The 16,815-nt window shown below is 58.2% G+C and carries 18 protein-coding genes, 1 tRNA gene and 1 pseudogene; 10 read left to right on the top strand and 10 right to left on the bottom strand.

Features of this window, described 5'->3' with window-relative positions:
• Positions 1 to 10: 10 nt before the first annotated feature.
• Genes EPK99_RS06340 through EPK99_RS06320 form a run of 5 tightly spaced genes read right to left on the bottom strand, consistent with a single transcriptional unit; the run spans position 11 to position 1,972 of the window.
• The gene (locus EPK99_RS06340; protein WP_128442229.1) at positions 11 to 355 is read right to left on the bottom strand and encodes a hypothetical protein; all 345 of its coding nucleotides are present in this window, start codon (positions 353 to 355) and stop codon (positions 11 to 13) included.
• On the bottom strand, positions 352 to 894 hold the full coding sequence (locus tag EPK99_RS06335; RefSeq protein WP_128442228.1) for a hypothetical protein: 543 nt from the start codon (positions 892 to 894) through the stop codon (positions 352 to 354). Before EPK99_RS06335 ends, EPK99_RS06340 begins: the two co-directional genes overlap by 4 nt.
• Entirely contained in the window at positions 891 to 1,382 is a 492-nt protein-coding gene (locus tag EPK99_RS06330; protein WP_128442227.1) for a hypothetical protein, read from the bottom strand. The genes EPK99_RS06335 and EPK99_RS06330 overlap by 4 nt, the downstream gene beginning before the upstream one ends.
• Complete coding sequence (locus EPK99_RS06325) at positions 1,375 to 1,749, bottom strand: hypothetical protein (RefSeq protein WP_128442226.1); 375 nt, start codon at positions 1,747 to 1,749, stop codon at positions 1,375 to 1,377. Before EPK99_RS06325 ends, EPK99_RS06330 begins: the two co-directional genes overlap by 8 nt.
• A complete protein-coding gene (locus EPK99_RS06320) occupies positions 1,739 to 1,972 on the bottom strand; it encodes a hypothetical protein (RefSeq protein ID WP_128442225.1) in 234 nt (77 codons plus the stop codon). Before EPK99_RS06320 ends, EPK99_RS06325 begins: the two co-directional genes overlap by 11 nt.
• 127 nt (positions 1,973 to 2,099) lie before the next feature.
• Here EPK99_RS06320 and EPK99_RS06315 point away from each other — a divergent pair, with 127 nt between their 5' ends.
• Positions 2,100 to 2,321: a helix-turn-helix domain-containing protein gene (locus EPK99_RS06315; protein WP_245582398.1), complete on the top strand. Its 222-nt coding sequence runs from the start codon at positions 2,100 to 2,102 to the stop codon at positions 2,319 to 2,321.
• A gap of 14 nt (positions 2,322 to 2,335) precedes the next feature.
• Here the strand turns inward: EPK99_RS06315 and EPK99_RS06310 are convergent, their stop codons facing one another.
• Complete coding sequence (locus EPK99_RS06310) at positions 2,336 to 2,668, bottom strand: hypothetical protein (protein ID WP_128442223.1); 333 nt, start codon at positions 2,666 to 2,668, stop codon at positions 2,336 to 2,338.
• A gap of 207 nt (positions 2,669 to 2,875) precedes the next feature.
• Here EPK99_RS06310 and EPK99_RS06305 point away from each other — a divergent pair.
• The 3 genes from EPK99_RS06305 to EPK99_RS06295 all read left to right on the top strand — a co-directional run bounded on the left by EPK99_RS06305 (position 2,876) and on the right by EPK99_RS06295 (position 4,675).
• Positions 2,876 to 2,960: transfer RNA gene (locus EPK99_RS06305), tRNA-Leu, on the top strand.
• An 84-nt stretch (positions 2,961 to 3,044) separates the two neighbouring features.
• On the top strand, positions 3,045 to 4,259 hold the full coding sequence (gene ilvA / locus EPK99_RS06300) for a threonine ammonia-lyase (RefSeq protein ID WP_245582397.1): 1,215 nt from the start codon (positions 3,045 to 3,047) through the stop codon (positions 4,257 to 4,259).
• Between the two features lie 92 nt (positions 4,260 to 4,351).
• Positions 4,352 to 4,675 (top strand): HlyU family transcriptional regulator, encoded by a 324-nt coding sequence (locus EPK99_RS06295; RefSeq protein ID WP_128442221.1) that lies wholly within the window; start codon positions 4,352 to 4,354, stop codon positions 4,673 to 4,675.
• Positions 4,676 to 4,876: 201 nt separating this feature from the next.
• Here the strand turns inward: EPK99_RS06295 and EPK99_RS06290 are convergent, their stop codons facing one another.
• On the bottom strand, positions 4,877 to 5,494 hold the full coding sequence (locus tag EPK99_RS06290; RefSeq protein WP_128442220.1) for an FMN-dependent NADH-azoreductase: 618 nt from the start codon (positions 5,492 to 5,494) through the stop codon (positions 4,877 to 4,879).
• A 134-nt stretch (positions 5,495 to 5,628) separates the two neighbouring features.
• On the opposite strand from EPK99_RS06290, the gene EPK99_RS06285 reads away from it, so the two are divergent.
• Positions 5,629 to 6,597, top strand: coding sequence for a LysR family transcriptional regulator (locus EPK99_RS06285; protein ID WP_128442219.1), 969 nt, complete (start codon positions 5,629 to 5,631; stop codon positions 6,595 to 6,597).
• A gap of 170 nt (positions 6,598 to 6,767) precedes the next feature.
• On the opposite strand, the gene EPK99_RS06280 is transcribed toward EPK99_RS06285, so the two are convergent.
• Positions 6,768 to 7,604, bottom strand: a complete 837-nt coding sequence (locus EPK99_RS06280) for a PhzF family phenazine biosynthesis protein (RefSeq protein WP_128442218.1) — start codon at positions 7,602 to 7,604, stop codon at positions 6,768 to 6,770.
• Positions 7,605 to 7,683: 79 nt separating this feature from the next.
• Entirely contained in the window at positions 7,684 to 9,672 is a 1,989-nt protein-coding gene (locus EPK99_RS06275; RefSeq protein WP_128442217.1) for a bifunctional 2',3'-cyclic-nucleotide 2'-phosphodiesterase/3'-nucleotidase, read from the bottom strand.
• 410 nt (positions 9,673 to 10,082) lie between these two features.
• Here EPK99_RS06275 and EPK99_RS06270 point away from each other — a divergent pair, with 410 nt between their 5' ends.
• The 5 genes and pseudogenes from EPK99_RS06270 to EPK99_RS06250 all read left to right on the top strand — a co-directional run bounded on the left by EPK99_RS06270 (position 10,083) and on the right by EPK99_RS06250 (position 14,644).
• Positions 10,083 to 10,925 (top strand): hypothetical protein, encoded by an 843-nt coding sequence (locus EPK99_RS06270; protein WP_128442216.1) that lies wholly within the window; start codon positions 10,083 to 10,085, stop codon positions 10,923 to 10,925.
• Positions 10,926 to 11,023: 98 nt separating this feature from the next.
• A complete protein-coding gene (locus tag EPK99_RS06265) occupies positions 11,024 to 12,076 on the top strand; it encodes a hypothetical protein (protein ID WP_128442215.1) in 1,053 nt (350 codons plus the stop codon).
• Positions 12,077 to 12,192: 116 nt separating this feature from the next.
• A pseudogene (locus EPK99_RS26065) lies at positions 12,193 to 12,282 on the top strand (SIS domain-containing protein); the annotation flags it as partial.
• Positions 12,283 to 12,370: 88 nt separating this feature from the next.
• The gene (locus EPK99_RS06255; RefSeq protein WP_128442214.1) at positions 12,371 to 13,048 is read left to right on the top strand and encodes a DUF502 domain-containing protein; all 678 of its coding nucleotides are present in this window, start codon (positions 12,371 to 12,373) and stop codon (positions 13,046 to 13,048) included.
• 117 nt (positions 13,049 to 13,165) lie between these two features.
• Complete coding sequence (locus tag EPK99_RS06250) at positions 13,166 to 14,644, top strand: esterase-like activity of phytase family protein (protein WP_128442213.1); 1,479 nt, start codon at positions 13,166 to 13,168, stop codon at positions 14,642 to 14,644.
• A 37-nt stretch (positions 14,645 to 14,681) separates the two neighbouring features.
• Here EPK99_RS06250 and recG read toward each other — a convergent pair whose 3' ends face one another.
• A complete protein-coding gene (gene recG / locus EPK99_RS06245) occupies positions 14,682 to 16,790 on the bottom strand; it encodes an ATP-dependent DNA helicase RecG (RefSeq protein WP_128442212.1) in 2,109 nt (702 codons plus the stop codon).
• Between the last annotated feature and the right edge of the window lie 25 nt (positions 16,791 to 16,815).

The following is a 16,815-nucleotide window of genomic DNA, read 5'->3' as shown; positions in this document are numbered from 1 at the left end:
GGTGGCATCCTTATTCATACCCTTCCCCTGTACAAATGCCATGATCGAGGCACGGCCAACCGCCCTTACCGATCATGATTCCTTGGACGCCGATCATGCCGCCTTTCTGGTGGATGAATTCGATGCAGTAATAGCGCTCAGATGCCGGCAGATCGCCGTCCATCGTATAGACGCTGGGCTTGAAACCATCCACGGTGAAACCGATCTCTGTGACCCGCGTCAAACCGTAGCGATGAAGGCGCTCCAAAAGCCCCGGTGAGATAACTTGGTCAGTGTCGTGCAGGCTATCGGGCAGGCGTTGCCCGACCATGTTGAAGCGGGGTTCGCCCTTGATGAGAACCTCTGAGTGAATCATTCGGACACCTCCGGCGCTGTACCTGGAAAAATGGATGCAATGACCGCGTCGGTAGATGTCGCCGTAGGCGGGCGCTCAGTGATGCCGAATAGCTTCGCCCTGAGGCGCAGGATGCGAATGTACTTGCTGTCGCTATCCATTTCCAAATCGTAGGCATGGTACCACGCCACCGGCTTTCGATGCCTGCCAAGGATCACCACCTCTTTGACCACACCGCCCCGAAAGGCGCGGCAATGTCGGCACAACTGCCCGCCATTGGTGTAGTGCTCCCGGCCCCAAAGATGCCGGCACGATGATTCCTTCTGGAATTGAGCGAAGGCATCGGCTTCTGCCTCCTCGATCGTCTTCCCTTCGCCGCGAATAAACCCACCGCCAGCCGTGATCTTCTTGTCAGGGAACGCCTCGAAGAAAGCGGTGGTATAGCAGTCCTTTCCGAGAACGAGACCATTGCCTCCCCACTGTACCAGGGTATCGCCCGGCCATTCGTGGCGGGGTGCGTATTCCGAGTCTTTCCAAGCGTGTTGCGAAGCTATCTTCATAGGGCAGCCTCCGCCACAGCGGACAGGGTGGCCTTAGCCAGACGCTTATTCCGCTCGGGGTCTAGGGCGTTATCGACGTCATCGCTGTTAGCGATCTCTGCCAATGCCTCCCGTAAGCGTCGGTCGTCCTGCTGGAGCACAATCACCTGTTCGGACTTCTGGTCGGCATACTCGCGATAGGTGTCCATGTCGCGGTTCGCCTTCGCCAGTTCCGCCTCAACGGCCGCTAGCTTCGCAGAGAGATAGACCATTGAGAACGGATCGTCGCCCGTAGTCTCAGCGCAAAGCTCTTCCTCATCGGAAAGGCGCTTGATGCCAGCACGGAGCATCTCGATTTCATCGGCAGCCTCGGGTCCTGTCCTATCATAGACTTGAACTTTGCCAGTCCCATCACAGCCGCCGCATTCCTTGCCATTGTCTTTGATGCCATCGCCATCGCATACAGTGCAGTCGCGCGTAGAGCGAAGTCGCTTGATCAGATCAGACATTAGGGATCTCCTTGAGGATACTGTTGCCGATGATGTCGGCGGCCATCTCCATCCCTTGAGCGCGCCCGTAATGCAGGGCTGAGTCAGGTGTGGCGCAGTTGCAAGGAACGGCATAGGCCGCCTCGTAGTCTTCCCGCAGCTTCTGCGCCTCAGCCTTCAGCGCTTGACCAATTCTCGCCAGAGAGCTGTCTACCAAGTGATCCTGAGGAGCCGTGGTCGTTGCCCCGGCGAAGTTGCGAAGGATGTCGGCGAGTTCTTCCGACGTGATCAGCAGGTGATCGGGGTAGTCGTCTGGCGACGTGCGATCATCCCATTCATTGACGGACTGGACGACACGCTCGATCTCGGCTTCAATCTTACTGGTCATCGCGCAAAGCTCCCGTGATCACGTAGACGTCGCCATTCATCATGTGCAACTCGCAAGGATCTCCTCGCTTTATGCGGGTGAAGATGGCCTCCAGATCGCCGCGAGACTGAGTGAGCGCCGTCTCCATAACTGCGATCTTGGTTTTCAGTTCGGCAATCATCAGAGCCTCGCGCTCGTATCGTTCGCCACGGTCTGGGTGGTGAATGTTGATGTGGTCAGCCATCGTATTCTCCCTTGAAATCAATTCTGTATGTATTATGATACAAGCAGCGTTGATAATTACAATAGGCAACAGCTAGGAAATACAAGTGGCTTGGACAGAATCGGTTCATGAGCTATCACTCCCGGCCATGGGGAATGAGCCGTGGCAAAACCGCCTGAAGAGGGCTGGGTATTCGCAGAAGGATTTTGCGGAACTTATTGGCATGTCGCAGAACGCGATCACCGCTCAGCTTAGCGGCAAGGTCGAGGGAAACCCGTCACGCTACATCAAGTTTATCATCATGGCTCTGGAAAAGCTCAGCACGGAGCAGAAGGAAGCGCTGGAGGCTGCGATCAAGGACGAGTCATAAGCCCACGCCCTTCGTCAGCCATATTTCCGCCCCTCGCGACCCGCCAAGCTCATCGCCCTAGCCCGGACCTTGTCGCTCATACCCGGCCAGTCTCCCGCGAGCATCCTCTCATAGCAATTTTCCACCGCCTTCGCTGCGGCTCTCGCAGTAGGCTCCATGCCGGTAGCGCCATGCAACGCCGGCCCCTTCTCGTATTCGGAAAGGCCAGAGCCCCACGTCCAGTAGCCCATATGATGCAAGCCGATATAGCCCATCAGCCATTTGCCATCAAAGCCGCTGAACTTGTCGTCTTCATCCGGCCACTTGCGCCGCCAGTTGTATTTCAGGGTGATCTTTTCTTCGGGCATACGGAATCGTCCCTCGTGTTTTAACGAGACCGTGCCGCACCGGTCTTTGGTGATCCTGTCCGCCTACAGGTGAGGGATAGATTCCGCAGATCGGGGATGGGGTCAAGAGGCGCCGTGAACAGTGGCAGAACGCATAATTGCACAACAAATTTCGTGTTGTGCAGCCCTTCCATTTCAGGTTTCGCCAAGATATTGAAAACGTTCAATGCGGACGTGGCGAAACTGGTAGACGCAAGGGACTTAAAATCCCTCGACTTCGGTCATACGGGTTCGATCCCCGTCGTCCGCACCAAATATCGCGGCCGCCGATCCATGCGGGCGATTTCAACGGAAGACGGATGTGACAACCAACGGCGTGAACCAGGCTAAGGAAGCGATGCGGGAGATCTTCCCTGAGACGCCGCTGCAGCTCAACGAGCATCTCAGCCGACGCTATGGCGCCGATATCTGGCTGAAGCGGGAGGATCTTTCTCCAGTCCGCTCCTACAAGATACGCGGCGCCTTCAACTTCTTCCGCAAGGTGACAGCAGCCGGTGCGACGGAAAAGACTTTCGTCTGCGCTTCCGCTGGCAATCATGCGCAGGGATTCGCCTTTGTGTGCCGGCACTTCCAGGTGCAGGGCGTGGTTTTCATGCCGGTCACCACGCCGCAGCAGAAGATCGACAAGACCCGAATGTTTGGCGGGCCTTTCATTACCATCCGGCTGGTCGGCGATATTTTCGACCAATGCTATGCCGCGGCGCGCGCCTATGTGGAGGAGATCGGCGGCCTCATGGTGCCGCCCTTCGATCACCTCGACATCATCGAAGGCCAGGCAACGGTCGCGGCTGAGATCATGGAGCAACTGCCGGAGGGCACGGTGCCGGATCTGGTCATCCTGCCCGTCGGCGGCGGTGGCCTTGCTTCCGGGATGACCGGCTACCTCAAGGACACCATGTCACGGGAGAAGTTTCTCTTCGCCGAACCCTCCGGCGCACCGAGCCTGCGCCGTAGCCTGGAAGCGGGGGCTCCTGTTACGCTGTCCAAGGTCGATAATTTCGTGGATGGCGCGGCGGTTGCCCGCATCGGGGAGCTGAACTTCCAGGCGCTGGGCGGCTTTCCCCCTGAGCAGGTTCAACTCGTTCCGGAAAACGCAATCTGTGTGACCATTAGCGAAATGCTCAATCTCGAAGGCGTCGTCCTGGAGCCGGCGGGCGCGCTGTCGCTCACTGTGCTCGATATGCTCGATCCGGAAAGGCTTGAGGGCAAGACCGTCGTCTGCGTCGTTTCTGGCGGAAACTTCGACTTCGAACGCCTGCCGGATGTGAAAGAGCGCGCCATGCGATATGCGGGGTTGAAGAAATACTTCATCCTTCGGCTTCCGCAGCGCCCCGGAGCCCTGCGGGACTTCCTCAACCTGCTTGGACCCAACGACGATATCGCACGCTTCGAATACCTCAAGAAATCGGCGCGCAACTTCGGCTCGATCCTGATCGGCATCGAAACAGGAAACCCGGAAAATTTCGCGGAACTGCTGCAGCGATTCGACAATGCGGGCCTGGGCTATGAGGACATCACCGAAAACGAGATCCTCGCCAACCTCATCATCTGATGCTTTGGTTGGAGCAAACAAGCCTGCTTTGCCTGAAGATTTTGACGGCACGGCTGCTTCCGGCGAGTGAGGGAATGTGCTAGGCAGACCGCATGGCCTCATTCCTTTCCAACCTCTTCTCCATGTTCTCCGGCGGCGACAAGACAGCGGCGGCACCTGTAGCCAAAGCAGAGCCGCAACTCTATGGCGATTGCCGGATTTTTGCCGAGCCGATGCGCGAAGGCAGCCAGTTCCGTCTGGCGGGCCGAATCGAAAAGGATGTGAGCGGAGCGGTTCTGACGCGGACGTTTGTCCGCGCCGACGTCTTCACGACCCATGACGACGCCGTGGAATTCACGATCCGCAAGGCACAGCAGATCATAGACCAGAACGGGCTTTCGCTCTTTTCCGATGGGGAGAAGATCCGAGCCGCATAAAGGCGTAGGCGGCGGCCCGCCACCGCCTGTCATGCCCGCAAACAATATCCGGCTCTTGCGCGTAAGAGGTGCCAGTGCAAATGGCGGCTCGTCCTGGCGATCACCTCTCCCGCTTCCGAGGCAAAGAGCTGAGCGCGCAAAGAACGACGGCCGCAATGTGGTTTACGGCCGTCATGGTAGGTCAGGTCTGATTGTCGATCGTTAGGCGGCCAGCGCCAACTGACCCGTACGTTCCTGGGCTGCGGCGATGGCCTTCTCGGCTGCGTCCGGACCGAAGGCCGTGCCTTCGACGTGAATGATTTCCACATCCTTCATGCCCAGGAAGCCAAGAACCGTCTTGAGATAGGGCGTGGCATGGTTCAGCGGGGCGGCGGGACCATCCGAGTAGACGCCGCCCGAGGCCAGTACGATATAGACCTTCTTGCCGGTCACGAGGCCGACGGGGCCATCGGCCGTGTAGCTGAATGTTACGCCGGCGCGGGCGATATTATCGATCCACGACTTCAGCGTCGAATAGATATTGAAATTGATGAGGCCGCTCGCCAAGACCACCGTATCGGCGGCAAGAAGTTCTGCAACCAGCTGGTCGGAACGCTGGGCGGCGGCAGCTTCTTCGGCGGAGCGGGCGTCTGCCGGCTTGCGGATGGCCGCGGTCGTCACGGTGTCCAGATGCGCGATCGGGTCCTGCCCGAGATCACGGTGGGTCACGCTGCTGCCGGGATTTTTGGCCACCAGCTTGTCCACGAATTCGCTCGCGATTTTGGTCGAAAGGGATTCTGTGCCCCGCGGGCTCGAAGTAACGAGAAGAATGGAAGACATGACCTTGTTCCTTCACAAAAAGATGTCGATGGGCAACTTAAAATTCTGCCCTTGGGCCGGAAACTAGGCGTGGACGCCCATCGAAAAAACCTTGATAATATCGAAAATCTCCATCGATAGATTGGATAAGCATAATGGAAGCCAATCCAACCCTCGACCAGCTCCAGGTCTTTCTCGCCGTTGCCGACAGCGGCAGTTTTTCGGCAGCTGCGCGGGCGCTGAACCGTGCTCAGTCGGTCGTCAGCTATACGATCGCCAATCTGGAGGCGCAGCTGGAAATCGCTCTGTTCGAACGCAGCGGTGCCAGGCAGCCGAGGTTGACGGAAGCCGGAGAGGCAATGCTGACCGACGCCCGGCGGATCGTCGCCGATCTTCAGGTCATGCGGGCAAGAGCCAAAAGCATAACTCAGGGTCTTGAAGCGGAAGTGTCCCTTGCGATCAGCGTCATGGTGCCGGCCGACGCGGTCGTAACGGTGTTGCGGGAATTCCGTAAGAAATTTCCGACCGTTGCCCTCAATCTCAATGTCGGCGAGCTTGGCAAGGTGATGGATCTGGTGGCGAACGGAAAGGCAGGCATCGGTCTCGGCGGCCCTTTGCCCAGACAGGACGATTCGCTGATCAACGAGCGCATCGGGCACTCCTTCATTCTGCCGGTTGCAACGCCGGATCATCCGCTGGCTCTTCTGGGCCGGCCGCTCACCTTGGCGGATGTGCGCGAAGAGGTACAACTGGTCGTGAGCGATTCTTCGGGCATAACCAAGGGCCGCGACTTCAACGTGCTGTCCTACAAGACCTGGAGGGTGAGCGACATGGCCACCAAATACCAGCTCGTCAAGGGCGGGCTCGGCTGGGGTGGCTTGCCTGGGTCGATGGTGAAGGATGATATTCTCAATGGCGAGCTGGTAGCCCTCAAGCTCGACGCCTACGAGCAGGGCGAATATCCGCTTTATGCCTTGCGCAGGGTCTCCAATCCGCCCGGGCCCGCAGGTCAGTGGCTGATCGACACTTTTCGCCAGATGCTGTCGCGCTGTCCAAGCCATTCCGCCATCACGGTGTTGCTGGGGCTTGCCGAGAAGGACGACCTGCGGGAGGCCGCGGAATGATTGCGCAAGGCGGGAATTGACGCGCTTGGCGCCTCTGCTTATAACAAGCCTCGGTCTGCAGTTCACCGAGGCGTTGCCGTCACGCAAGGGAAGCTAAACCTGCTTAAAGAGATCATCAGCACTTATCCCGTGCCGAAGTCGACAAAGATGAGGCAGGGCCGCCGGCTTCGTCACAGCCGGACAGTCCCCTCGATGCAGTTGGCGACCTCTCCACCGATCCAGATATCCTCGCCCTGCTGATATACGTGGACACGCCCGGCGCGTCCAAGCGCGGTGCCTTGGGCTGCGATGTAGGTCGAGGGCGCCATGCCGCTGCCTATCAACCATTGCGCCAGCCCGGCATTCAGGCTGCCCGTGACCGGATCCTCGAAACCGGCTGCTGTGAAGGCGCGGACTTCAAATTGGGCCTCCGTACCGTCTTCAGCCGCATCGAACGGCCCGACAATGCCGACCCGAAGCCCCTTGAGCACCGCGAAGTCGGGATTGACGGCCAAGACGTCCCGTCGGGAAGCGAGTAGCACGCCCATCCAGCCCGGGCCGTTATCGATCCAGTTTGTGGCAAGGATCGCGCTTGCCGGGGTTGCAAGACCCCGGGCGATCCGTTCGACGATCTCGGCCTCCACCGGACCATCCCGTTTTAGCGGCGGGGCGGCGAAGGAAAGCCGTTTGCCGTCACGGCGGATGCGGATAAGTCCCGCTTCGCATTCCTGGACGATTTCGTCTGGTGCAGATGCCTGCGACTGTGTGAGCCAGACATGGCAACTTCCGAGCGTTGGGTGGCCGGCGAACGGCAGTTCCTGTTTCGGCGTGAAGATCCGCACCCGGTAGTGAGCCTTGGGGTCGTGGGGCGCGAGCAGAAAGGTGGTCTCGCTGAGATTGGTCCAGTTGGCGAAGGCCTGCATTTGCGCCTCGCCGAGGACGTCGGCACCGGCGACCACGGCGAGTGGATTGCCCCGCATCGGCTTGCTGGAAAAGACATCGACCTGCTGGAAGGGGAATGTGGGCATGTATGGTCCCTGTTGCTCGCTGGAAGCGAGGAAGAAACGGCAGCCCGGGGGCTGCCGCGGCTAACACGTTCGTCGGATGCTAAAGCACCAGCCGGAACTTTGCGAACCCGTTCTCGCCCTCGCCGGCGTCCTCGATCTTCGCACCCTTGATCTCGCCCGCAAAATGGCGCGCCTTGGGGCCGGTTTCGAAGATGGCGCTGGTGCCCGGCAGCGGCTTGAACGACCAGTTGCCGTCGGCGGACGGGTTGATGGTGCCCTGGCTGACGATGTAGCGCACGATCACGTCACGATTGGTATCCGGTGCCACGAAGATCACCTTGTCGCCGGCGATCTCGGGGAATTTGCCGCCGCCGCCGGCCCGGTAGTTGTTCGTCACCACCACGAATTTTCGGACGGGGTCGATCGGCTTGCCCTCAAACTGGAGATCCACGATGCGATGCGCATTCGGGTTGAGAAGCTTGCCGTCCTTGTCGAAGCGTACCGGCTGCGACAGGTCGATCTGGTAGGTGACGCCATCGATGACGTCGTAATTGTAGGACGGGAAGCTGTCGTTCAGCAGCGCGGCATCCTTGGTCCCCGGCGTGATCTGGTTGAACATGCCGGCCGACATTTCGAGCCAGTTCTTCACCTGCTCGCCGGTGATCAGAACGGCCTGCACGGTGTTCGGATAGAGGTAGAGGTCGGACACGTTCTTGATGGCGATGTCGCCCGCTGGAACATCGGTGAAATAATCGGCACCGCCGCGCCCGCCGGCCTTAAAGGGCGCTGCCGCCGACAAGACGGGATAATCCTTGTAAGGACCTTCCTTCAACATGTCCTTGATGTACCAGCTTTGCGCGTTGGAGACGATCTGCACGGAGGGATCGTCCGCGACTAGGGCGAAATAGGAGTAGAGCGGCGCAGAGGTCTTGCCAACCGGACGGCGAACATAGGCAAGCGTCGCCTCGTGCTCCTGAGCGGTTGCGGCGATCACTTCCGGCTTGTCCTTCACGTCCGCGACCACCTTCCGGTTTTCGTCGCGATGATAGATCGGCCGGGCCTCCGAGGTCGAGTCAACGATCTTCCAGCTCGTGCCGTCCCGTTCCAGCAACAGGTCGATAAGGCCCATATGCGAGCCCCAGAAGCCCGCCATCACCGCGGGCTTGCCCATCAGCTTGCCCTTCTTGGCGTCGGCGCCGACAATGCCATCGAAGTCCTTCGGGCCGGGGAAAACAAGGTGCTGGTGACCGGTGAAGACCGCGTCGATGCCCTCGACACCGGCGAGATAGAGGGAAGCGTTTTCCATGCGGTCGCTGAACCCGCTGCTATCGATGCCGGAATGGGACAGTGCTATGACGATATCCGCACCTTCCTCCTTCATCGCCGGCACCCAGGCCTTTGCGGCATCCACGATGTCGCGGGTCTGCGCCTTTCCTTCGAGGTTCTTGGAATCCCAGGTCATGATCTGCGGCGGCACGAAGCCGATGAATCCCACCTTGACCGGATTTGTGGCGCCGGAGCCATCGCGAATCTGCTTTTCCACGATCACATAGGGCTTGAAGAAAAGTTCATCCCTCTTGGGATCCGATGCCAGCATGCCCTTGGTAAGGTTAGCACAAACATAAGGAAAGTTCGAGCCGGCCAGTACCTTGAACATGAAATCGAGCCCATAGTTGAACTCGTGATTGCCAAGTGTGCCGACATCGTAGCCGAGCACGTTCATAGCCTTGATGACCGGGTGCTTGTCGCCTTCCTTCATGCCGCGCTCATAGGCAATGTAGTCGCCGAGCGGATTTCCCTGCAAGAAGTCGCCATTGTCTATCAGCATGGAATTGCCGGCTTCGGCGCGGATCGAGTCGATGATCGTGGCTGTGCGGGCAAGGCCCAGCGTGTCGTTCGGCTTGTCGGCATAGTAATCGTAAGGGAGAACGTGGACGTGGATGTCCGTCGTTTCCATGATGCGCAGATGCGCCTGGTTGGCGGCGGCGCGCGCCGCGAAGGGATGCAGCATTACGAGAGCAGAGGAGGCAGCGGCTCCGCCGATCAGAGAGCGGCGGGTGATAGTGCAAAGGGCGGTCGGCAAGGACATGAAAGTCTCCTCTGATGTCAGTCGCCGCAAGTCTTAGAGTAAATCTCAAGGCTTGCACCACTTAATAACCGGGGATGACGGGTTATCGTGGCAGCGGCGACCCGCGCCAACTGACACTCTCTAGCGGGAGAGCCGATAATATCTCTCTGCAATTGCTGTCGTTTCAGCAATCAGCGCATGGATTTAAACGAGTCCTCATCCCAAGCGGCAAACTCATTAGACTAGTTTGCAAATCGGTTTGATGGTCCAAATTGCTCGCGTTTTTTTGAGGAAGCGATAGGAGTTGAGTCCTTCAAATTCTCGCTTTGCCGACCAAACCAAAGCGCATGTTAGGCGTGACAACCTGTTTGCCATTTAAGTTGATATTGGCTACCTGTGGCGGCCAATCGTATTCCATAAAGGCGTTTTTGGTGAGCGGATTTTTTCAAGATACAACCAGTCACGGCATCCGCCTGAACTACTCCCAGACCCCTCTGAGCGATATAAATATTGGTGACCTTCGCTCCAAGATACACGAGTTGAACCTGCTTTCCGAGCAGTTGGGATGCGTGGTGTTTGAGGGGCAAAAAAGCAACAAAACTGACCTTGTGATATTTGCCGGAAACTTAGAAAGATTTTCGATGCTTTCCGCGGCTCGCGACGTTTCCTCAAGAGTATTTTATTTTCAGGACACAGCCAGCTGGTGGTATGGCGGATCAAGCTTGCTTCCTGATATACGGGGGATCTCAGCGTTCCTGCTGGAGCATGTTCGCAATCGTAACTGTCTCATATTTGGCCAATCGTCGGGCGGTTATGCCGCTTTGGTAAGCGGCGCCCTAATTCCGCACGCAGATGTGCTGGCATGCTCTCCACAAACCTTTTCCGATTCTATGTTAAAGCGCCGGCTACATGTTGCCCCTTCGATAGGGGTTCAATACGCACCAGATTATTTGCTAGATATCGAAGCATTGTATGCAGCTTCCAACCGAACCGGGATCGCAGCCGCAATTTTCGCTGCGTCGGAGTTTCAAAATCCCTATAGGAGCCATCTATGGATGGACCACCTACATCTTGCGAAAACTCTAAGAGTCCCATCGATCGAGTCTTTCCTCGCGGATGCGGCCAACCATTCTATTGTTTTTCAGCGGGCGGGAGTGTTCTCCGAGTGTTTGAAAAAACTGTTATCAATAGGCGGGAAGCGTGCGGAGTTGAAGCTGGCTGCAATTCGGAAGCTCGTGAATGGAATGCGCATGGAAGACGTCTCTTCTGACTAAATCCTGTCGCGTTTTTAACCTAATGCTGATGAATAAGGGCCGTCGCAACTGGTCTGCGAGATGCAATTTTATACGTGGCTTGGGACGCTTCCAGAAAAATGAACTTTAGCGTTTATTATGATAGCGGAACTGAGGTCCATGGGTATTTTGTGCCTGATGGATTTTCCACCGTACCGAAATTTCATGTTCGAACGGACGGAAGCGACAGCGTCACTGAAATCGAAACATGGATATATATTGAAGGTGCTCGTGCGCAAGGAGCGCATCAGACCGGCAATGTCGGCTTCATCCTAAGCGATGATAACGTACCAGGTTTGAGTACGGCGCTTCGATTGGAGCTGTCTGATCCAGAAACCGGCCTGATCTTTTACCGTCGTGCTCAACCGGGAGAATTCATAGCGAAGAAAATTTTGAGGGTTGAGACGTCTTACGTGCCGTCTACCGAGTTGGACATCAGCCTGAAACCGTATTTTCAGTTCTATGAGCACAGAATAGAGCACTACGGTTTCGAAACCATTCGGCAAATGCTCGAAATAATCCATCAACCGTCTGTATATGTGTCGGGAAGAATACTTCTGAAGAATTTTCGTACATATATAGACTATAATATAAATATGAAATTCATATCGTTGCGAGATCCATTCTATGAACTGGCAATGAGGATTTTTATATTCAGTCGAATTAGGAAGCAAAAATTCGCTTTCGTTTCGCCTCGGGATATGACCTTATTTAATTCTGTTATAGAATTATTTGATGGGATCGCGATTCAGGATGAGAATCATCTTAGGAAAGCGATCCGCTCGGCGCCGAAGGATACGTTGGATCTTCTTTCCTCGCCTTTTACCCAGCAACTCGTAGCCAGTAGCCCTTCGGATCCGGTTGGCCTTGACGATGTGTCGCAGGCGCTCGACTCGTTGTCGCAATTCACCGTTTTTGATGCTGGTCGCGATGCCGCGACATATACCCAAAGTATTGCAGAAGCAATCGGTCTGCCTGCTGAAATCATTAAAATGAAGCCACAGTCGGAAGCATTGCACAAAATTGCCGATATTCTTAGAAAGATAAGTAGGGTCGAGCACTTATTGGAAGCTGATTTGATTTTATATCATTTTATCCAAAAATCAGAAGATAAAGCCCGCAGCCATCTATAGCGCGGTAATATTCTGCGTTACAGGCACCCGGGCTGACTTAAAGCTGCCAATGCTTTTCTTGGTGTGCAATGGCTTGTCCCGGTTGAAGCGTTAACGACCTGCCGCCGAGGAAGCGCTTGATGCTGCTAGCCTACCACGCCGCCGTCTTCATGGGCACAGATGTCGATCACCCCCGCAATCTCGCCAAGTCCGTCACTGTAGAGTGAAGGCGGCCCTTTTCCTTGCATCGCAGCATTGCATCCGGCATTGTCGGCCCCGTTGAATACGGCAGCAGATGCGATTTAAGGAATGTCGATGACCGAGATACCGGAGAGAATATCGCTGGCCGGCCGTCTTCGGAACAATTTCCTCACGGGGCTGATCATCTGCGCTCCGCTCGCCATCACCATCTGGCTCACCTTCACCTTCATCGACTGGGCCGATAGCTGGGTCACGCCTTACATTCCCCAGCGTTACGATCCGCAATATTATTTCAACATCACGATACCAGGCACAGGGCTTCTGATGGCTCTGGTGTTCATCACCATCATAGGCTTTCTCGGGAAGAACCTGATCGGCCGTTCCATCGTCAGCTTCGGTGAATCCGTTCTTCAGCGAATGCCGCTCATCCGCACCATCTATCGAAGCGTCAAACAGATCCTGGAGACGGTATTGAAGGAGCAGTCCACCTCCTTCAAGAAATGCGGGCTGATCGAATTCCCGAGCCCCGGCATGTGGGCACTGGTTTTTATTTCCGGCGATGCACAGGGCGAAGTCGCTGCCAAGCTGAACAGCGACGGCGAAGAAATGGTGGCTGTCTTCATGCCGCCGACGCCCGTGCCGACCGCTGGCTTCCTGATGTTCGTGCCAAAGAGCAAGATCGTCATGCTGGCCATGACGCCGGAGGAGGGCGCCAAGCTGCTGATTTCCGGCGGACTGATTGCGCCGCAATACAAGCCCGTTGCGCCTATCCCCGTACTGCCCCCGGCCTGACGTGATCCTGTCATGTCGATGTCATCTGTGCTGCGTAAGGAACCCTTAAGGGAGGCAGCGCTCCATCCAACTGCTGGACGACGACTTCTGCCTTAGGGATCAACAAGGGCTCATCTCATGACTTACGCATTTCGGGCTGCTCTGCTGGCTGCCACCATCTTCGGATCGTCCTTCGGGTCGAATTTTGCTTTCGCAGCCGAGACCAGTGCGACCGCGGCGGGTGTCACCGTTGTCAATAAGGGGCTGGTCGCGGTCGGCCGCATCCCCGCCAACCTGCGGGACAAATTCGGCGAAACCTTCGGCTCCGGTTCGGGCATGGCAATCGATCCGACCAGCTGGAAGAAGGATGGTAATGCCTATACCGGTTCGCTCTGGCTGCTACCCGACCGCGGCTACAATGTAGAAGGCACGACCGACTATAACGCCCGCATCAACCGCATAGACGTTACGCTGAACGCAGTTGCCGCCGGCGAAGCACTGCCGGCCGATAAGCAGCAGACCGGCCTTCAGGCCAAGCTTGCCGACACGATGTACCTCACCGACGACGCAGGCAATAACCTCACCGGGCTCGACCCTGAGCAGGTACGCCCGGCTGCCGGCAAGCTGCCGGTTCTGCCGCTCGCTGCGACGGGTAAGGTCTCGCTTGATCCGGAAGCCGTGGTACGTCTCGCAGACGGCTCGTTGCTGATCAGCGACGAATACGGCCCGTATATCTACCACTTCTCGAAGGACGGGAAGCTGGTCTCGGCCACGCAGCCGCCGAAGACGCTGCTGCCGATGCGCAAGGGCGAGATCAATTTCTCCTCCAACAATCCGGGCACCGGCGGCAAGACGCCTGACCCGAAGGACCCGGAAACAGGCCGCCAGAACAACCAGGGCCTGGAAGGCATGTCGATGACGCCGGACGGCAAGTTCGTCATCGCGGTTCTTCAGTCTGCGCCCCGACAGGACGGCGGCGATTCCGGCTCGACGCGCATGAACACCCGCGCGCTTGTCTATGACGCCTCCGACATCGATAACTTGAAGCTCGTGCATGAGTATGTCGTGACGCTGCCGACCTTCGACAACAAGGGCAAAACCGCGGTGGCAGCCCAGAGCGAAATCCTTGCCATGTCCGACAAGGCTTTCCTCGTGCTCGCCCGCGACAGCAATAACGGTCAGGGAATGAAGGGCGATACCTCCGTCTACCGGAAGATCAACCTTGTCGATCTTTCGGCAGCCACCGATATCGCCGGTTCCGCCTTCGATGCAGACAAGCCGATCGCGCCAAAGGGCAAGCTGGACGAAACGGTGAAGGCGGCGACGTTGACGCCAGTCATCGACCTCAACGACAATGCCCAGCTTGGCCGCTTCGGCCTTCACAACGGAGCGCCGAACGACAAGAACAACCTGTCGGAAAAGTGGGAAGCCATGTCGGTGGCCAGCGCGCTCGACCCCGCTGCGCCGGATGACTTCTTCTTGTTCGTGGCAAACGACAACGACTTCCTGACGCAGGATGGCTTCCAGGTGGGCGCTGCCTACAAGGCCGCCGACGGGGCCGATGTGGACACAATGTTCCAAGTCTTCCGCGTCACGCTGAGCGGTCTGTCGAAGTAATTTAAGAACCGATCGGCGGGTCGTTGGGGCTCGCCGATCATCCCGCCCGCAGGAAGCGGATCGCCTCGTCGCGTCGGTGAAGATAGAGCAGCACCCGGACGGCCTCGCCGCGTTTGCCGTTAAGCTCCGGATCGCGCTCCAGAAGATAGGCGGCATCCTTTCGAGCAATCTCCAGCAGATCCGCATGCGCTTCAAGGCTTGCGATCTTGAACCCTGGCGTGCCGGACTGGCGCGTGCCGAGCAGTTCCCCTTCTCCGCGAAGCTTCAGGTCTTCTTCCGCGATCAGGAAGCCGTCCTCGCTGTCGCGCAGGATCGATAGTCGCGCCCGGCCGGTCTCGCTAAGCGGTGCCTTGTAGAGGAGGATGCAGGTGGATACCTCTTCGCCGCGCCCGACGCGGCCCCGAAGCTGATGCAGCTGCGCCAGCCCAAAATTCTCAGCATGCTCGATGACCATGATAGTTGCATCCGGCACATCGACGCCAACCTCCACGACGGTGGTCGCGACAAGCAGCCGGACCTCGCCGCTTTTGAAGGCCGCCATGACGGCATCCTTTTCGGGGCCGGTCATGCGGCCATGGACGAGGCCGACGTTGGCTGTTCCGAGTTCGCGGGACAGGACTGCATGGCGCTCCTCGGCCGACATCAGCTCCGATTGGTCCGACTCCTCGACAAGCGGGCAGATCCAATAGGCTTTCTTGCCCTCCGCCAAGGCCGAACGCAAACGGCTGACGATATCGCCGATGCGCTCGAGCGGGATCGTCGCCGTCTGGATCGGCTTGCGTCCCGCCGGCTTCTCGGTAAGCTTCGACACATCCATGTCGCCGAAGGCGGCAAGCACGAGGGTGCGCGGAATGGGCGTTGCCGTCATCACCAGCATATGCGGCGATACGCCCTTGGCGGTCAGCCGCAGCCTTTGATGAACGCCGAACCGATGCTGCTCGTCCACAACGGCCAGCATTAGGTCCTTGTAGTTCACCGCATCCTGAAACAGCGCATGGGTGCCGATAATGATCTGCGCCTCGCCGCTGGCGATGCGGTCGGTCACGATCTCCCGTTCGCGGCCTTTGACGCGGCCTGTCAGGACCTCAACTGTGATCCCCGCCGCCGCTGCCATGCGGGAAATCGTCGCATAGTGCTGCCGCGCAAGGATTTCGGTCGGCGCCATCAGCACCGCCTGTCCACCGGCTTCGACGGCCGCTGCCATGGCAAGCAGCGCGACCAGCGTCTTGCCGGCGCCTACATCACCCTGGAGGAGACGCAGCATCCGGTCTTCTGCGGCCATGTCCTTGAGAATGTCCTCGACTGCAAGGGCCTGGCTTCCCGTGGGAGAAAAGGGCAGGGCAGCGAGGATCTTCTCCGCCAGATCGCCTTTGACCCGGATCGGCCGGCCCGGCACCTTGCGCACCCGCTGGCGCACCAGCGCAAGTGAGACGTGGCCCGCGAGAAATTCATCATAGGCAAGCCGGCGGCGGGCAGCAGCCTGAGGATCGAGATCCACCTCGTCACGAGGATCGTGAAGCAGCTGGAAAGCTTCCCGGACATCCGGAAAGCTCTGGCGTTCGGCAAGCGTCGCGTCGATCCATTCCGGCATGACGGGCAGGCGGCCGACCGCCCCTTCGATGGCCTTGCGCAGCATCTTGGGGGTAAGCCCCGCCGTCAGCGGATAGACAGGCTCCACCAGCGGCAGGTTTTCCGCCTCCGAGGCTTTGACGATGAAATCCGGATGCACCATGGAGGCGCGGCCGTTGAACCAGTCAATCTTGCCGCTGACCATCACCACTTCGTCCAGCGGCAGCAACTTTTCCAGCCAGCCCGCCTTGGCGCGGAAAAATGTCAGCGCCAACTCGCCCGTCTCGTCATGCAGGAAGACTCGGTAGGGCTGGTTGCTGCGGCCCGGCGGTGGCGGCTGGTGGCGATCGACCCGGCTTTCGACCGTAACAATGGCTCCCTGCGGGGCCAGCGCAATCCCCGGCCTGTTGCGTCGGTCGATCAATGAAACCGGCGCATGGAAGAGAAGGTCGATAACGCGGCAGTCGTCGCTGTCTTCCCGCCCGGTGACGCGGGCAATCAGCTCCGCAAGTTTGGGGCCGACACCCGGCAGCGAGGCAACAGGCGAAAACAGGGGATCGAGGAGGGCGGGGCGCATGGCGGGAAAATGCCCCGGATTTTGC

It is taken from the genome of Neorhizobium lilium (genome assembly GCF_004053875.1).
Lineage (GTDB): Bacteria > Pseudomonadota > Alphaproteobacteria > Rhizobiales > Rhizobiaceae > Neorhizobium > Neorhizobium lilii.
This window is presented reverse-complemented; position numbering and strand designations above follow the sequence as displayed.

Bases quoted from the DNA above. Each gene is read 5' to 3' on its own strand.
- EPK99_RS06340 (WP_128442229.1), bottom strand. From the start codon at position 355: ATGATTCACTCAGAGGTTCTCATCAAGGGCGAACCCCGCTTCAACATG.
- EPK99_RS06335 (WP_128442228.1), bottom strand. From the start codon at position 894: ATGAAGATAGCTTCGCAACACGCTTGGAAAGACTCGGAATACGCACCC.
- EPK99_RS06330 (WP_128442227.1), bottom strand. From the start codon at position 1,382: ATGTCTGATCTGATCAAGCGACTTCGCTCTACGCGCGACTGCACTGTA.
- EPK99_RS06325 (WP_128442226.1), bottom strand. From the start codon at position 1,749: ATGACCAGTAAGATTGAAGCCGAGATCGAGCGTGTCGTCCAGTCCGTC.
- EPK99_RS06320 (WP_128442225.1), bottom strand. From the start codon at position 1,972: ATGGCTGACCACATCAACATTCACCACCCAGACCGTGGCGAACGATAC.
- EPK99_RS06315 (WP_245582398.1), top strand. From the start codon at position 2,100: ATGGGGAATGAGCCGTGGCAAAACCGCCTGAAGAGGGCTGGGTATTCG.
- EPK99_RS06310 (WP_128442223.1), bottom strand. From the start codon at position 2,668: ATGCCCGAAGAAAAGATCACCCTGAAATACAACTGGCGGCGCAAGTGG.
- ilvA (WP_245582397.1), top strand. From the start codon at position 3,045: ATGCGGGAGATCTTCCCTGAGACGCCGCTGCAGCTCAACGAGCATCTC.
- EPK99_RS06295 (WP_128442221.1), top strand. From the start codon at position 4,352: ATGGCCTCATTCCTTTCCAACCTCTTCTCCATGTTCTCCGGCGGCGAC.
- EPK99_RS06290 (WP_128442220.1), bottom strand. From the start codon at position 5,494: ATGTCTTCCATTCTTCTCGTTACTTCGAGCCCGCGGGGCACAGAATCC.
- EPK99_RS06285 (WP_128442219.1), top strand. From the start codon at position 5,629: ATGGAAGCCAATCCAACCCTCGACCAGCTCCAGGTCTTTCTCGCCGTT.
- EPK99_RS06280 (WP_128442218.1), bottom strand. From the start codon at position 7,604: ATGCCCACATTCCCCTTCCAGCAGGTCGATGTCTTTTCCAGCAAGCCG.
- EPK99_RS06275 (WP_128442217.1), bottom strand. From the start codon at position 9,672: ATGTCCTTGCCGACCGCCCTTTGCACTATCACCCGCCGCTCTCTGATC.
- EPK99_RS06265 (WP_128442215.1), top strand. From the start codon at position 11,024: ATGAACTTTAGCGTTTATTATGATAGCGGAACTGAGGTCCATGGGTAT.
- EPK99_RS06255 (WP_128442214.1), top strand. From the start codon at position 12,371: ATGACCGAGATACCGGAGAGAATATCGCTGGCCGGCCGTCTTCGGAAC.
- EPK99_RS06250 (WP_128442213.1), top strand. From the start codon at position 13,166: ATGACTTACGCATTTCGGGCTGCTCTGCTGGCTGCCACCATCTTCGGA.
- recG (WP_128442212.1), bottom strand. From the start codon at position 16,790: ATGCGCCCCGCCCTCCTCGATCCCCTGTTTTCGCCTGTTGCCTCGCTG.